Source organism: Amycolatopsis coloradensis (assembly GCF_037997115.1).
GTDB lineage: Bacteria > Actinomycetota > Actinomycetes > Mycobacteriales > Pseudonocardiaceae > Amycolatopsis > Amycolatopsis coloradensis_A.
In genome coordinates, this window is the sequence record NZ_CP150484.1 from 8,528,548 (window position 1) to 8,542,680 (window position 14,133).

General features: G+C 68.0%; 15 protein-coding genes. 4 read left to right on the forward strand and 11 right to left on the reverse strand.

Going from position 1 to position 14,133, the window contains the following annotated elements; translation table 11 throughout:
* Positions 1-82: 82 nt before the first annotated feature.
* Positions 83-1,732, forward strand: a complete 1,650-nt coding sequence (locus tag LCL61_RS39820; protein WP_340684508.1) for a class I adenylate-forming enzyme family protein — start codon at positions 83-85, stop codon at positions 1,730-1,732.
* 3 nt (positions 1,733-1,735) lie between these two features.
* On the opposite strand, the gene LCL61_RS39825 is transcribed toward LCL61_RS39820, so the two are convergent.
* The 11 genes from LCL61_RS39825 to LCL61_RS39875 form a co-directional block, all read right to left on the reverse strand.
* Positions 1,736-2,377 carry a DUF3558 domain-containing protein gene (locus LCL61_RS39825; RefSeq protein WP_340684509.1) on the reverse strand — a complete coding sequence of 214 codons (642 nt, stop codon included), beginning with the start codon at positions 2,375-2,377 and terminating at the stop codon, positions 1,736-1,738.
* Between the two features lie 10 nt (positions 2,378-2,387).
* Positions 2,388-2,981, reverse strand: coding sequence for a DUF3558 domain-containing protein (locus LCL61_RS39830; protein ID WP_340684510.1), 594 nt, complete (start codon positions 2,979-2,981; stop codon positions 2,388-2,390).
* 10 nt (positions 2,982-2,991) lie between these two features.
* Positions 2,992-3,693 carry a hypothetical protein gene (locus LCL61_RS39835; RefSeq protein ID WP_340684511.1) on the reverse strand — a complete coding sequence of 234 codons (702 nt, stop codon included), beginning with the start codon at positions 3,691-3,693 and terminating at the stop codon, positions 2,992-2,994.
* 2 nt (positions 3,694-3,695) lie between these two features.
* Positions 3,696-4,052, reverse strand: a complete 357-nt coding sequence (locus tag LCL61_RS39840; protein ID WP_340684512.1) for a hypothetical protein — start codon at positions 4,050-4,052, stop codon at positions 3,696-3,698.
* Positions 4,049-4,357, reverse strand: coding sequence for a YbaB/EbfC family nucleoid-associated protein (locus LCL61_RS39845; protein WP_340684513.1), 309 nt, complete (start codon positions 4,355-4,357; stop codon positions 4,049-4,051). Before LCL61_RS39845 ends, LCL61_RS39840 begins: the two co-directional genes overlap by 4 nt.
* The gene (locus tag LCL61_RS39850) at positions 4,354-4,824 is read right to left on the reverse strand and encodes a YbaB/EbfC family nucleoid-associated protein (RefSeq protein ID WP_340684514.1); all 471 of its coding nucleotides are present in this window, start codon (positions 4,822-4,824) and stop codon (positions 4,354-4,356) included. Before LCL61_RS39850 ends, LCL61_RS39845 begins: the two co-directional genes overlap by 4 nt.
* Before the next feature lie 138 nt (positions 4,825-4,962).
* Entirely contained in the window at positions 4,963-5,460 is a 498-nt protein-coding gene (purE, locus tag LCL61_RS39855; RefSeq protein WP_340684515.1) for a 5-(carboxyamino)imidazole ribonucleotide mutase, read from the reverse strand.
* Between the two features lie 9 nt (positions 5,461-5,469).
* Entirely contained in the window at positions 5,470-6,654 is a 1,185-nt protein-coding gene (locus LCL61_RS39860) for a 5-(carboxyamino)imidazole ribonucleotide synthase (RefSeq protein ID WP_340684516.1), read from the reverse strand.
* A gap of 13 nt (positions 6,655-6,667) precedes the next feature.
* Positions 6,668-7,873, reverse strand: a complete 1,206-nt coding sequence (locus LCL61_RS39865; protein ID WP_340684517.1) for a glycosyltransferase 87 family protein — start codon at positions 7,871-7,873, stop codon at positions 6,668-6,670.
* On the reverse strand, positions 7,848-9,215 hold the full coding sequence (locus LCL61_RS39870; protein WP_340684518.1) for a glycosyltransferase 87 family protein: 1,368 nt from the start codon (positions 9,213-9,215) through the stop codon (positions 7,848-7,850). Before LCL61_RS39870 ends, LCL61_RS39865 begins: the two co-directional genes overlap by 26 nt.
* 81 nt (positions 9,216-9,296) lie before the next feature.
* Positions 9,297-10,169: a GGDEF domain-containing protein gene (locus LCL61_RS39875; protein WP_340684519.1), complete on the reverse strand. Its 873-nt coding sequence runs from the start codon at positions 10,167-10,169 to the stop codon at positions 9,297-9,299.
* A 309-nt stretch (positions 10,170-10,478) separates the two neighbouring features.
* Between LCL61_RS39875 and LCL61_RS39880 the strand changes: the two genes are divergently transcribed.
* The 3 genes from LCL61_RS39880 to LCL61_RS39890 all read left to right on the forward strand — a co-directional run.
* Complete coding sequence (locus LCL61_RS39880; RefSeq protein WP_340684520.1) at positions 10,479-12,722, forward strand: sigma-70 family RNA polymerase sigma factor; 2,244 nt, start codon at positions 10,479-10,481, stop codon at positions 12,720-12,722.
* 10 nt (positions 12,723-12,732) lie between these two features.
* On the forward strand, positions 12,733-13,233 hold the full coding sequence (locus tag LCL61_RS39885; protein WP_340684521.1) for a GtrA family protein: 501 nt from the start codon (positions 12,733-12,735) through the stop codon (positions 13,231-13,233).
* 438 nt (positions 13,234-13,671) lie between these two features.
* Positions 13,672-14,133: peptidylprolyl isomerase (locus LCL61_RS39890; RefSeq protein ID WP_340684522.1), on the forward strand; the 462-nt coding region annotated here is incomplete at its 3' end.

Genomic DNA, 14,133 nt, shown 5'->3' on the forward strand with positions numbered 1-14,133 from the left:
TTGACCGATGTTAGCGCTCGTTCACATCGTGCGACATCGCGAGCGCTTGTGTCTTTGACCGCAAAGTCCGTACGTTCGAGTGATGGAGCTCACCCCGTTCCCCCGGTCGCTCGATTATCCCGAGGTCCCGGTCGGCTCGGTGCTCGCCGGCGCCGCTGCCCGCTGGGGCGCCCGCACGGCCTTCGCCCACGGAGACCAGAGCCTCACCTTCGCCGAGACGTACAGCGCGGCCTGCCGCTTCGCGAACGCCCTGCGCGCCGAGAGCGTCGGGCGAGGCGACGTCGTCGCGCTCCACCTGCCGAACTGCCTGGCGTACCCGGTCGCGTACTACGGGACACTGCTCGCCGGGGCCACCTTCAGCCCGGCGAACCCGCTGCTCCCGCCGGACGACCTCGCCTTCCAGCTGGCCGACGCCGGAGCGGTCGCCGCCGTCACCGTCGGCCCCGTCGCCCGGGTGCTCGCTTCGGTCCGTGACCGGACATCGGTCCGGCTGAGCATCGTCGTTCACCCGCCCGAGGCATTGGGGGAGGGAGAAGTCGAGTTCACCGAGTTCTCCTCCGCTCACTCCGACGAACGGCCGGACGTCGAGATCGACATCTACCGCGATCTCGCCCATCTGGCGTACACCGGCGGCACCACCGGACGCTCGAAGGGCGTGTGCCTGCCGCACCGGAACGTCGTGGTCAACAGCCTTCAGAGTTCTTGCTGGCGGCTGGGCGCGGTCCCGGCCCTCGACGCGTCAGGAGAGGTGATCGTCGAGCAGCTCGGCGGTCCGGACGAATGGCCGTCGCGGATCGGCACCGGCGTCGCCCTCAACCTGACGCCGTGGTTCCACGCCATGGGCACCATCGCCGCGCTCAACGTCCCGCTGCTCGACGGCGGCACCGTCGTCCTGCACGACCGCTTCGACCCGGCCGCGTACGTGGCCGACGCCGAACTGCTGCGGGTCACCACGATCGGCGGGGCACCGGCGTTGTTCGCCGCCTTGCTCGCCTGCCCCGAGTTTCACACAGCCGACCTGTCTTCGGTACTGACCATCGGTTCCGGCGCGGCGCCGATGAACCACGAGATGATCCGCGCCCTGCAGAAACGCTTCCCCGGAGTGATCATCACCGAGGGATACGGCCTCACCGAGGTCACCATGGGCTCCGTCATCGCGCCGTCGTATCGCTCCGCCACCCGGAAGGTGGGTTCGGTCGGCCTTCCGCTGCCCGACACCGAGATCAAGATCGTCCCGACCGAAGGCGGCGAAGATCCGTTGCCCGCCGGGGAAAGCGGCGAGGTGTGCCTGCGCGGCCCACAGGTGATGACCGGCTATCGCAACCGCCCCGAAGAGACCGCGGCCGCGCTCGTCGACGGCTGGCTGCACACCGGCGACATCGGCACCCTCGACGAGGACGGTTATCTGTCCATTGTGGACCGCAAAAAGGACATGCTGCTGTACAAGGGATACAACGTCTTCCCGCGCGAACTCGAAGAGCTGCTGATCACCCTGCCCGGCGTCGCCGCGGCGGCCGTCGTCGGCAAACCGGACACCGAGGTCGGTGAGCTACCGGTCGCGTTCGTGGTGCGCAGCGACGAGAACGTCACCGCCGAGCAACTCCTGGAGGCCGTCGGCGCCCGCGTCCTGCCGTACAAGCGGCTGCGCGCGATCCACTTCGTCGACCAGATCCCGGTGTCGGCCGCCGGGAAGGTGCTCAAACGGGAACTGCGGAAGCAACTCGCCGAGTGACGCTCAGCGGCCGCGGAGATTTCCGATCACCAGCTCCGCGGCCTTGAGCGCCACCGCACACCGGTCGTCGCCCCAGTACTGCGACTTGGCTTCGTTGACCTGGGAGTATCTAAACTCCAGCAGTTCGGTGTCCGTGACTCCGACCTCGACAGTGCAGGCTTTGAGCGTGGAACCGTTGTATTCGAAGGTCGGCGGGTTCCCGACCTGTTCGACCGCAGGAAGACCGCTGATCGACAACTCCCGCCAGTGGGAAAACTTCGACGGATCCCGCTTGTGCTGGTCCACTCGTTCCTCAAGACTGCCCGTGGCCGCCCGGGGGATCCCAACTGTCAACGAGCCCGCGCGGAACTGGTCCCACTTGCAGGCGCGGTCGTATCCGACGGAGTACCGCTCCGCTTTCACCTTGTCCGGCGGATCAGCGATCAGCGCGGCGACTTCGGCACGACCGAGAACGCCACAAGGGTCCACGGTGAAGGAATCCAAGGGCAGTGGGTCCCGCACCGGCGCGGCGGGGATCGCAGGCCCCGTCAGAGCACGCACCGGCGGCGCGTCGAGGACCTTACCGAATCCACAACCCACAACAAGCGATGCCAGCAAGATACAGATACCCAAGAACAAAGATCGCACATGTTTTCCTTCCAGCACTCGCAGAATGTCAACGGCCGCGGAGGTTGCCGATCACCAGTTCCGCGGCCTTGAGCACACCTGCACACCGATCAGCGCCCCAATACTGCGAATCAACCCCCTCGGGATACATGTAGTCGAACTCGAGAGCCGCGTCGTCCGATACACCGACCACCATCGCGCACGACTTCATGTCGCCGAACAAATGGTACTGCGCCGCAGGCAGACCTTCGATCGACAATTCCCTCCACCCGGAGTATGTGCCCTGATTACCAGCGCTGAGCGCCGTCAGTCCGGCAAGGCTTTTTTCTTTCACCGCCGGGATCTGCACGCGTAACTGCGGCGCGTCCCGAATGACCCACGCACACCCCATCAGAGGAGAATCCGCCCGACTGGGCTTGACCCGATCCGGCGGATCGATGACCAGCGCGGCGATATCCTCACGTTTCAGCGAGCTACAAGGGTCTGCCCGAAAAGACGCAAGATCAACGGGCTGCTCGACCGGCGTAACCGGGATCGCGCCTCCCGCCCTGGCTGGCGTCGGCCGTTCCTTGAGCAACGGGTCAGGCTTCCCCGGACCACACCCGCCAATGAGCACGACCACCGTGAATACGGCGACGGACACGTACCTCAAGTTATTCCGGAACTGCATCCGGCTCGACCTTCCATTGCTTTTGCTCGTCCACTCCGGAACCTTCGCGAAGGTCGGGAACCTCGACGAAATTAGTCTGAATCTGCACGAGACTGATGGCGCCGGCCTTGAAAGCACCGATTGTCTTGAGTGCCTCGTCGAACAATGAGCTGATCTTTTTCACGAGCTCACCAAGCGCCTCGATAACCGAATCTATGACGTCGGCGAAGGTCAGCAGATTCACTCCAGGAATAATAGAGGTCAGAGCTGCCACCAACGCCTTTAAATCAATCTTGGCAAGCTCTCCGGCGCATTCACCGAGGAAGGTGATCGCCGTACCATAGGTTTTGATCACCTCGTTCGCGATGCCCGCCATCACTCCGGAAATTCCGGCTACCGCCTCTTGTTCCGACTTGAGCGCGTTGGTCACGTTCGCGGCATGCGCGACGAACTGGTCGGCCGCCCGGCCTGTCCAGGTCCCCGCCAACGCCTGCACCGCGTCACCGATGTCATCGTGTGCACCCTGTATCGCGGCGTTGCTCGCAAACCGGAAAGCGATCTCCTGAATCCCGACGGCGTTACCGAGAAGCCGCGTCCGAATATCGTCCAGCATACGGAACACATCAGGACGGCCGATAAGCGGAAGCCCAGCGAAGTCGCGAATTTTCTGGTCGGCAGCGAACGGGTACGCCGGTAATTCGCTCACGATCATTCCCCGTCTTTCTCGAGGTCGCGGAGGCGCTTGTAATACTCCTCGTCCTGCGCGTCGTAGTAGTCAGCGGCCTTGTCCATGGCGTCCCCCAGCTTGATCAAACGATCGAAGCCACGAGTGCTCTTTGCCTGCAGTTCGGCGATCATCCCGTTGAAGGCTTCGATGATTCCGGCCTCTTCACCCAGCATGCCGACGTCATGAACATTGAGGCGCAGTCCTTCGATATCGACATTCGCGAAATCACGGATACGCCCGGCAGCACGAAAGACGTCTTCGGTCGCCCTTCGAAGGGCTTCCGGATACACCTCGTAGCCGGAGCCACTGGAGCCGAGCGGCTCGAACGGGCCGCTCATCGAAAGCCTCCCTTCTCCGCTTCTTCGACCATTGCGTCGCGCCTCATACGCGCTGCACGCTCCGCATCATTGATCGCACGCAGGATGTGCCGGGCGAGACTCGCCTCCGTCTGAGTTTCCACGGCGTCGGGGTTCAAGTCGACCGACCTCAACGAGCCCATCCCGTCCACCGTGACCGTGCCGAGCCCGGCAGAAATGTTCCACGTCAGCGTCGCCGCACGACCACTGCTCGCGGCCTGCTCGATCGCGGTGACTCTCGTATCGATTTCCTTGGCCAGGTGGTACAGCCTGTCGTGGGTGTTCACCTGTGATCACCCCGGTCGTCGAAGTCTTCGTCGGAGAGGAAGTCGACTTGGTCGTAGCTCTCTTCATCGGGCACTTCGTCCCGTGGCGCCCGCGCTCTCCGACCGGCAGTGGCCGTCTCCACCGGCGGCGCCGGCGATGGCCGAGCCGAACTCCCTGCTCCCCAATCCGACATAGGCGGCGAAGCCGGCTCTTTCCCGATCACCGCCGCCAGCTCCGGGACCGCGGCCGAGTGGGCGGCGCCACGCGCGGCGTGGACAGCCTGCACGATGCTGTATCCGAGCAGCTGAGGGTGTGCGCGGTCCAGTGCGTGGTCCGAGATCCGCAGATCGACGAGTTCGCCGCGTCCGGTCACCGTCGCGGCAACCGCTTGATCCGCGGACCGTCCGATGTGCACGGTCCCAGCGAGTCGGGCTTCCATGGCCCGCACCTGATCGCGAAACACTCGCGGATCCTGCGTCGCCGTCATGACGGCATCACAAAGCAAAGCATCGTGCTCCCTCCTCCACCACCGGACCGTTCTGACCGGCAGTGCCCGCCTGACACCTTACTGTGACGGCCTGAGCCCGCAAGCAGGTTCCAAAGAACCGGAGGAAATGGAGCAGATTCAGCCTTCGACGCGTTTACGCAGTGCGGCGTCCTTGTCGAGCACCAGCTGCTCCAGATCCGCCTGGAACCGCGCCATCTTCGCCTGAAGCTCCTCGTCGGACGCGGCGAGGATGCGCACCGCGAGCAGGCCTGCGTTGCGCGCCCCGCCGACGGAGACCGTCGCGACCGGGACGCCCGCGGGCATCTGCACGATCGAGAGCAGCGAGTCCATGCCGTCGAGGTACTTCAGCGGCACCGGCACGCCGATCACCGGCAGCACCGTCGCCGACGCGACCATGCCCGGCAGGTGCGCGGCACCGCCGGCGCCCGCGATGATCACGCGCACACCGCGCGAAGCGGCCGAAGCCGCGTAGTCGAGCATCCGCTGCGGAGTGCGGTGCGCCGAGTAGACCCCGACTTCGTATTCGACGCCGAACTCGGCCAGCGCCTGCCCGGCCGCTTCCATCGTCGGCCAGTCCGAATCGCTGCCCATGATCAGGCCAACCTGCGGCGCCATTTCCTACTCCTAGTGAATTTCGTAGCCGTCGAGCCAGACGGCGTGGGAAAGCCAGTGCGCGGCGAGCAGCGCGCGGTCGCGCAGCTCCTCCATGCGGTCGCCGACGAGGTTGACGTGGCCGAGTTTGCGGCCGGGACGCTCGCCCTTGCCGTACAGGTGCACGCGGACGTCCGGGTACCGCGCGAACAGGTGGTGCAGCCGTTCGTCCGGGCCCATCTCCGGAGCCTCGGGGGCGCCGAGGACGTTCGCCATCACACAGGCGGGGGCGATCAGGTCGGTCACGCCGAGCGGGTAGTCGAGCACGGCCCGCAGGTGCTGCTCGAACTGCGAGGTCTTCGAACCGTCCTGGGTCCAGTGTCCCGAGTTGTGCGGGCGCATGGCGAGTTCGTTGACCAGCAGGCCTTCGTCGGTCTCGAACAGCTCGACGGCGAGCAGGCCGGTCACGTTCAGCGTCGCGGCGATCCGCAGCGCCAGGTCCTGCGCTTCCTGTGTGCGCTCGACGCTCAGCCCCGGCGCCGGCGCGAGCACCTCGGTGTTGATCCCGCCGGACTGCACGGTCTCCACCACCGGCCACGCCGCCCCCTGTCCGAACGGCGACCGGGCCACGAGCGCGGACAGTTCGCGCCGCATGACGACCTTTTCCTCGACCAGCAAGGGGGTTCCGGCGTCGAGCAGTTCGGGGACGGTCTCGCGGGCGTGTTGCGCGGTGTCGAGCATCCAGACGCCGCGGCCGTCGTAGCCGCCCTGCGCCGCTTTGAGCACCACCGGCCAGGAGTGCTTGTCGCCGAAGGTGATCACATCATCCACCGAGGACACTTCGGCGAAGGCGGGGCCGGGGATCTCGAGCCCGGCCATCATCTCGCGCATGACGAGCTTGTTCTGCGCCATCGACAACGCGGCCGGGTCGGGCCGGATGGTGACGCCTTCCATCGCGAGCGTCAGCAGGTGCTCGCCGGGGACGTGCTCGTGGTCGAAGGTGAGCACGTCGACCCCGGCGGCGAACGAGCGCAGCGCTTCGAGGTCGGTGTGGTGCCCGTGCACGACCTCACCCGCGACGAGGCCGGCGGATTCGTTCTCCCCGGCGGCCAGCACGCGCAGGGACTGGCCGAGGGAGATCGCCGCCTGGTGGGTCATCCTGGCCAGCTGTCCGCCGCCCACCATGCCCACGATCGGAAGACCGGTTCGTTTGTCCATAACGACGGAGAGATTACTTGGCCGCCACCGCCACGACCTGGGCGGACCCGCGTCGCAGCTCGCGCACGGCCAGGCCTGTGATGGCGATCGCAGCCGTGAGGACGTAGACGTTCCCGAGCAGCGACCAGCCGAGGCCCCAGCCGAACTCGGTCTCCCCGCCGTTGGGCACGAACATGATCAAGCCGCTCGCGAACAGCACCGCGACACCCGCGGCCGGCACCCACGATCGGCGGAGCACGAGCAGGACGAGCAACGGCACCGTCCACACCCAGTGGTGTGACCAGGACACCGGCGAAAGCAGCAGCCCGTAGAACGCGGTCACCAGCAGCGCGCCGACCGGGTCGCCGCGGCGGTGCAGGCGCACGACCAGCCAGACGGCGGGGACGGCCAGGACGGCGGCGATGGCGATGGCCACCGCCAGTGACCACGACGCGAGTTCCGAAGCGCGGTTCACCAGGCCGTTGAGTGACTGGTTGAAGATCCAGTGCACGGAGCCGACCCGGCTGGGGTCGGTCGCCGATTCGGTCCAGAACCGGACGGCGTCACCGGGGATCACCGCGAACATCACGGCTTCGAGCGCGACGAACGTGCAGAGCGCCCGCAGCGCGTCCTTCCAGCGGCCGGTGAACAGCAGATGCGGCACGAAGATCAGGGGCGTCAGCTTGATCGCGGCCGAGATCCCGATCAGCACCCCGGCCCAGCGCGAACCGCGCGCCGAAAGCACGAGGACGTCGACGACGATCAGTGCCATCAGGATGAGGTTGATCTGGCCGAGGAAGATCGTCTTCCAAACCGGCTCCAGCGCCAGTGCGCCGGCCGTGGCCAGCGGCAACACCCACCACCGGGTGATGGGGGCGCCGCAGGCGCGGGCGACCACGGAGATCACGACGCTCAGGCAGACCACGGAGAGCGCGCCGACCACACCCCAGGTCAGTCCGGCGGGCACGATCGCGAGCGGCAGGAACAGCGGCGCCGCGGCCGGGGTGTAGGTGAACGGCAGCAGCACCCACGGAGGCAGCGTCGTCAGCGCCTCGCGGGTGTAGAGCGGTTCGCCCTTCAGCAGTGTGAGAGCGCCGGCCCGGTAGACGGCGCTGTCCGCGCCGAGGTGCCATTCGCCGAGCCACGCGACCACGCCCAGCGCGAGCATCGCCAGCGCGAGCGCACCCGCCAGCGTGATCCCGACGAGCCGGGCCTCAGCCGCCGGACGTGACTTCAGCATGCTCGTCGTTAATCCCCACAGCGGTGTGCCCCGTGCCCTGCTTCCGGCGCAGGTACCACCAGCGTCCGGCGAGTGCGAGCGCCAGCACCAGCGGCATGAAGATGTACGCGCTGCCGAGGATGTTCTGCCACACCTGCCAGTGGAGCTCGACGTTGCGGCCGTTCGGCAGGATCAGCAGGACACAGCTGATGAAGACGAAGAACACCGCGAAGGTGCCGAGCCAGCGTTTCCACGCGGTGGCGGGCGTGGTCTTCGGCAGCCGCGAGACCAGCAGGACGACCAGCGGCGCCACCCACACCCAGTGATGCGTCCAGGAGATCGGCGAGATCAGCAGGATCCAGAACGCCGTCACCAGCATCGCGGCGAGCGCCTGGCCCTTGCGATGGAAGCGCAGCACCAGCCAGATCGCCGGGATCGCGAGCAGCGCGCCGATCCCCATCGCCGCTTTCGACGCCCAGGGCGCGAGCTCGGTGAAGCGGTTCATCAGCGCGTTCAGCGACTGGTTGCCGGCCCAGTGCACCGGGCCGATGCGGCCGGTGTCGGGCAGGGTGTAGGTCCAGTACCGGGCCGCGTCGTGCGGGATGATCAGGAACATCAGGCCCTGCATCACGACGAAGGTGACGAGCCCGCGGACGGCGTCCATCCGGCGGCCGGTGATGAACAGATGCCCCAGGAACACGATCGGGGTGAGCTTGACCGCGGCCGCGACGCCGACGAGCACGCCGCCCCAGCGGCTGCCCCTTGCCCCGATGACCAGAATGTCGAGCATCACCAGCGCCATCAGGATGATGTTGATCTGGCCGAGGAAGATCGTGCGCCACACCGGCTCCAGGCCGAGGAAGACCAGGAAGAACGCGATCGTCGACCGGGCGGGCGAGGCCCACCAGCGGGGGCCGTCGGTCGAGGGCTTCGGCAGCGCGCCGATGGCGATCCGGACGCACAGCGCCAGCGCGAGCAGCGAGACCGCGGTCAGGAGCCCCCAGGCGACCTGCGTCGGGACGATCGCGAGCGGGATGAACAGTAGCGCGGCGGTCGGCGGGTAGGTGAACGGCAGCAGCGCCCACCACGGTTCCACCGGAAGGGTGTTCGCGTCGTACAGCGGGTCACCGTTCAACAGCGTCTCGGCACCGGCGCGGTAGACCGCGCTGTCCACGCCCAGCACCCATTCGTGCTGCCAGCCCCAGATACCGAAACCGATCGCGACCAGCGGGATCACGGACAGGATCAGGATCGATCTCGGCCGGACGGACAAGCGGGCGAGCGACTTCCGCAGCGACAGTCGATGCTGCGGGCGGCTCGCCGAAACGTCGCCGTTGGCGTCGGCGGGAACAGTCCGGGTCACGCGAACAGGAAATCATGAACCGGGTCGTCCCTGGTCGACAGGGTCGGCCGTGACCTGGAGAACGTCTTACGCTACCCCGCGTCAGGAACGCGCGAGGGTGCCGAGGAGATCGCACGCGAGTTCGTAGGTCGCCGGGAGACGGACCGCCGAAATCTGCGGGCGGCCGGTGTCACGCAACTGGGCGTCCACGGAAAGCCGCTCGTTGAGCGCCCTTCGCAGCGCGACGCCGGACGAAGCGAGCCGCACGTCCTTCGGTACGAGAGCGCCCGCGACGGACGGCCCGATCGAGGCGACGCTCTCCCCGCCGTCGAACACCTGCTTGAGCGCGTCCGCGACCAGGATCATCCCGGTCAGCCGGGGCCAGCCCGCGACCGAGCTGAAGTCCATCGAGACCACGAGCAGCGTGTGCGCCTCCGCGACCGGCCGCTCGTCACGGCGGGCCTGGCGGTACAGCTCACTCAACCGGGTCCTCAGGTACGCGGCGGTGGGCAGGCCGGTGAGGGGTTCGGTGACCTCGGTGTTCACCAGCTGATCGGTCGCGACGTCCGCCCATGCCAGCGCCGTCACCCGGAGTAGCCGGGAGGGCGTGGAGTCGACATCCGGCGCGAGGAAACCGTCCACCGCGTCCGGGTCGGCGAGCACGGCGTGCAACGCCGCGAGGTCCGCGAGCGTCTCGGCCAGTCCCGCGCCCGCTGCGGCCCGTGCCCGGCCCAGCCCAGCGAGTGCGGTCTCCGCCACTTCCGCGGGAGCGACCCGGCCGTTCTTGATCACCGCCGCGCAGACGGCGTCGACCTCGGGCAGGCCCCAGTCGCTGGGGAAACGCCAGCCCGCGGCCAGGCTGGCCGTCCGCCAGCGGGCCCGCAGTGCGCGGAGCGTGCGATCTCGTTCGAACCGGTTCCAGGCGGCTTGCCCGTCGGATCCCCCGGACGGCGCACCGGTGGCCGGTACGTCCACTGCCCACCGCCCCTTTCCGTTCCGATCTTTTCGATCTTGCGATCGCTTCACGGTGGGGACGCCCGTCCACGCCGTGCGTGACGGCGTTTTTCAAGGATCTTTCCGAACTCTCCATCCATGCCCCCGCCACCACCCTCAACGGACGCGCTGCGCGCGCGGCTCGAAATCAACCCGGGGCGGGTGAAGGTGTTGCGCTCTCCGGGTCATCGACGGGGCCGCGAGGTGACGTGCGTCGCCCAGTCCGTCACACTGAGCGGGTTCGGGCGTTTAAGACAGTAGACCCGCCGAACCAGCAGATGAAGGAGCCCCGTGTCCACCGTTCCCGCCGATCTCTCCGGTAAGAGTGACGCCGAGCTGATCGCCGAGGTTCGTGACGGGAAGATCGCGTCTTACGGAACCCTTTACGAGCGCCACGCCGGCGCGGCGCACAACCTCGCCCGCCAGCTCGCGCGCTCGAGTTCCGAAGCCGACGACCTCGTTTCGGAAGCCTTCGCGAAGGTGCTGGACACGCTGCGCGGCGGCAAAGGCCCCGACGCCGCGTTCCGCGCGTACCTGCTGACCGCGCTCCGGCACACCGCCTACGACAAGACGCGCAAGGACAAACGCGTCGACTTGAACGAGGACATGTCCGACGTCGGCGGCGCCGTCGGCGAAGCGCTGACTGTCCCTTTCTCCGACACCGCCGTCGCCGGGCTCGAGCGCACGCTCGCCGCGAAGGCGTTCGCCCGGCTGCCCGAGCGGTGGCAGGCGGTGTTGTGGCACACCGAGATCGAGGGGCAGACGCCCGCCGAGGTCGCGCCGCTGCTGGGCCTGACCGCGAACGGTGTCTCTGCGCTCGCCTACCGCGCCCGTGAAGGACTGCGGCAGGCATATCTGCAGGTCCACCTGGCCGAGAACTCCGCCGAACGCTGCCGCGCGAGCGCGGACAAGCTCGGCGCGTGGACCCGGGACGGGTTGTCCAAACGCGAACGGACCCAGGTGGAGAACCACCTGGACGAATGCGAGAAATGCCGCGCGCTGGCCGCGGAACTGGCCGACGTCAACACCGGTCTGCGCGGGATCATCGCGCCGATCGTGCTCGGTGGCGCGGCTCTCGGTTACCTGGCGACGACCGGCGCAGGCAAGGCGAGCGCGGTCACCGCGGCCGCGACTGCCGCCGCCACGGGTTCGACTTCGGGCGGGGCCGCCGGTGCCGCCGCGGCCGGACCGCGCCAATTCGCGGGCGTGGCCGGATCGAGTGCGGCCATCGTGGCCGCCGTCGCGGTGGCGCTCGCCGCCGGTGGCGGCACACAGGAGATCCCGGCCGCCGCGGCGGTCCCACCGCCCGCCGTGGCACCCGCTCCCAAACCGGCCGACCCACCCCCGGCGCCGCCTGCCGCCCCGCCGCCGGCGCAGCAGCCGGTGCCGCCCGCTCAGCAGGTGCCACCGCCGGCCCCAGCCCCGGCCCCGGCCCCGGCGCCTGCCCCGGCTCCCACACCCGCGCCTTCGCCGACGAGCCCGGCGCTTCCGGCGATGACGGCGTCGACCCCACCCGGTGGTGTCCAGCTCAAGCCCGGTGTACCGGCCAACCTGCCGATCACCGTGCGCAACGACGGTGGATCGAAGTCCGAGCCCGTGGCGGTTTCCCTGAATCTGCCGGAGGGTGTGCGGGCCATTCCCGCCTCCGGCGGCGGCGCGATGGGCGCCAACGGCTTCCGTCAGCAGGCACCCGCCACGATCGCGGTGAGCTGCCCCGGCGGTACCGGCACGGTGACCTGCCGCACCGGTACCGGTCTCGAACCGGGACAGTCCGCGGTGCTGACCTTCCGGCTGCTCGCCGACGAAACGGCCAAGGACGGCAGCGTGGTGACCGGTTCGGTCACGGCGGGCGCGCAGATCGCGGTGCGGGTCGAGGTACAGGTCAAGGTGCCGGCGCCGCCACGGGACGACCTCACCCTGACGGCCACGAGCGACTGGCTGTCCGCGCTCCCCTGGAACCACAACCCGCGGTTGTACATCCACGTCACGAACACCGGTGAGTCGACGAAGCCGGTGACGATCACTCTCGACCACCGCATCCTCTACTCGTCGAGCTTCTCCGGCATCCGATGCACTCCGACCGGCGAAGGTGCGTCGTGCACTTCGCGTGGTTCGCTGGCTCCGGGGCGTCGGGCGAGCCTGTTGGTCCAGTTGAAGGGCCGTCCGCCTGCCCATGTCCCGGTGACGGTGAACGCCACCCTCGGCACTGCCAAGGCGAAGCCGGCCGAGGTTTATTTCGGCTGCTGGCACCACTGGTGTGACGACAACGCACTGCTTCCGCCGACGACGGTGCCTTCGCTGCCTTCGGTCACTTCGAAGCCTCCGGCCAGCATCGACACGACGAAGCCTGGACGGCCAGGGTGGCCTGTTCCGTCGAAGAAGCCTTCGCCGTCCGTGACGCCTTCGGAGCCTGCGAAGCAGGAGCCGTCCCAGCCGGGGACGACCACGACGACAACCACCAGCGCTCCGCCGAAGCCCGGGAAGTCCAAGCCGACCACACGGCCCAACGGAGTGATCGACCGCATTTTCCAGTAGCGTCGCGCGCATGCGGGGGAAGCATCGCGAACTGCTGCGGTTCGTCTTGGTCGGCGGCGCGAGCTTCGTCATCACGATGACGATCACCTACGGGCTCAAGTTCACCGTGCTGACCGACAAACCGGTGACCGCGCTGATCATCGGCGTCCTGGTCGCGACCGTTTTCTCGTACGTCGCGAATCGTGAATGGTCCTTTCGCTCCCGCGGCGGGCGTGAGCGAGCCCACGAAGCCGCGCTCTTCTTCCTGCTCAGCGCGATCGCGCTCGGTCTCAACGCGCTTCCACAACTGGTTTCGCGGTACGTGTTCAAGCTGGAGCAGCCCTACGTCGGACTGCTGGCCCAGGAGATCGCCGACTTCGTCAGCGGCGTGATCATCGGCACCCTGCTCGGCACGGCGTTCCGCTGGTGGTCGTTCAAGAAATGGGTCTTCCCGGAGGCCGACGCGCGGCCGCGGCTGCTGCGGGGCGGCGGGCAGGACATTTCCGCCATTCCCGACGATCCCGCCGCCTGATCCGCGCGGCAGCAAAGGTCCCTTGCTTCCCCGGTCGCGTGGGTCGTGAGTGGCGATTCGTGTTCTAACCCGAATCGGCGGTCACGACCACCTGGACCGATGACTCACCGCCACCCTCACCCGCCCGAAGTACATGAAGGCCCCCTTCCTTGCGTCAGGCGCAAGGAAGGGGGCCTTCATGTACTAGGGGGTCGAGTTTCCTCGGCCGAGCCGAGGGCTTCACGCGCCGCCTCTGCGACTGCTGATGCACCTGGGTGGGTTGTGGCGATCACCGAGGTAGTGAAGGCCTCCTTCACTACCTTCAGGGTAGGCAAGGAGGCCTTCACGGATCGACCCCGCAGCCAGACCGCTACTCACGAGCGCGTGGACCGCAGCAGGTCCAGCGCCCCCGCGTGAAGCGCTACCCGACGACCACCCTTTTGGGTTAGGTTCCCCCTCATGAAGCTGCGCTGGGGTGTCACCGCTGTCGTTTCCGCTCTCGCCGCCGTCCTGCTGCCGGGCATCGCCACCGCAGCGCCCGCGTCTTCGGTGCCGATCGTGCGCTGCGAGTTCACGCCGACGCCGGAGAACCCCGCGGCCCGCCCGGTGCTGCGCCCGCTCCCCTTCGCGTTCACCCGCGGCACCGTCGACGTCACCTTCCGCTTCAACTACGGCCCGGTGACCGTCCGGCTGAACCGCGCCGGCGCCGCCCCGTGCGCCGTCCACAACCTGGCGAGCCTGGCCCTGCAGCGCTTCTACGACCACAGCCAGTGCTGGCGCCTGACGAACTCGTCGCGCCTCGGTGTCCTTCAGTGCGGCGACATCTACGAAGCCGAGAAGGGCGGGCCGGGCTACAAATTCCCGGACGAGGTCGACGGCACCGAAACCTACGAGCGCGGCACCATCGCCATGGGCAACCAG

Coding starts and splice junctions, on each gene's coding strand:
- LCL61_RS39850 (WP_340684514.1), bottom strand. CDS start 4,824: ATGACGGCGACGCAGGATCCGCGAGTGTTTCGCGATCAGGTGCGGGCC.
- LCL61_RS39860 (WP_340684516.1), bottom strand. CDS start 6,654: ATGGACAAACGAACCGGTCTTCCGATCGTGGGCATGGTGGGCGGCGGA.
- LCL61_RS39885 (WP_340684521.1), top strand. CDS start 12,733: ATGCGGGGGAAGCATCGCGAACTGCTGCGGTTCGTCTTGGTCGGCGGC.
- LCL61_RS39840 (WP_340684512.1), bottom strand. CDS start 4,052: ATGAGCGGCCCGTTCGAGCCGCTCGGCTCCAGTGGCTCCGGCTACGAG.
- LCL61_RS39820 (WP_340684508.1), top strand. CDS start 83: ATGGAGCTCACCCCGTTCCCCCGGTCGCTCGATTATCCCGAGGTCCCG.
- LCL61_RS39865 (WP_340684517.1), bottom strand. CDS start 7,873: ATGCTGAAGTCACGTCCGGCGGCTGAGGCCCGGCTCGTCGGGATCACG.
- purE (WP_340684515.1), bottom strand. CDS start 5,460: ATGGCGCCGCAGGTTGGCCTGATCATGGGCAGCGATTCGGACTGGCCG.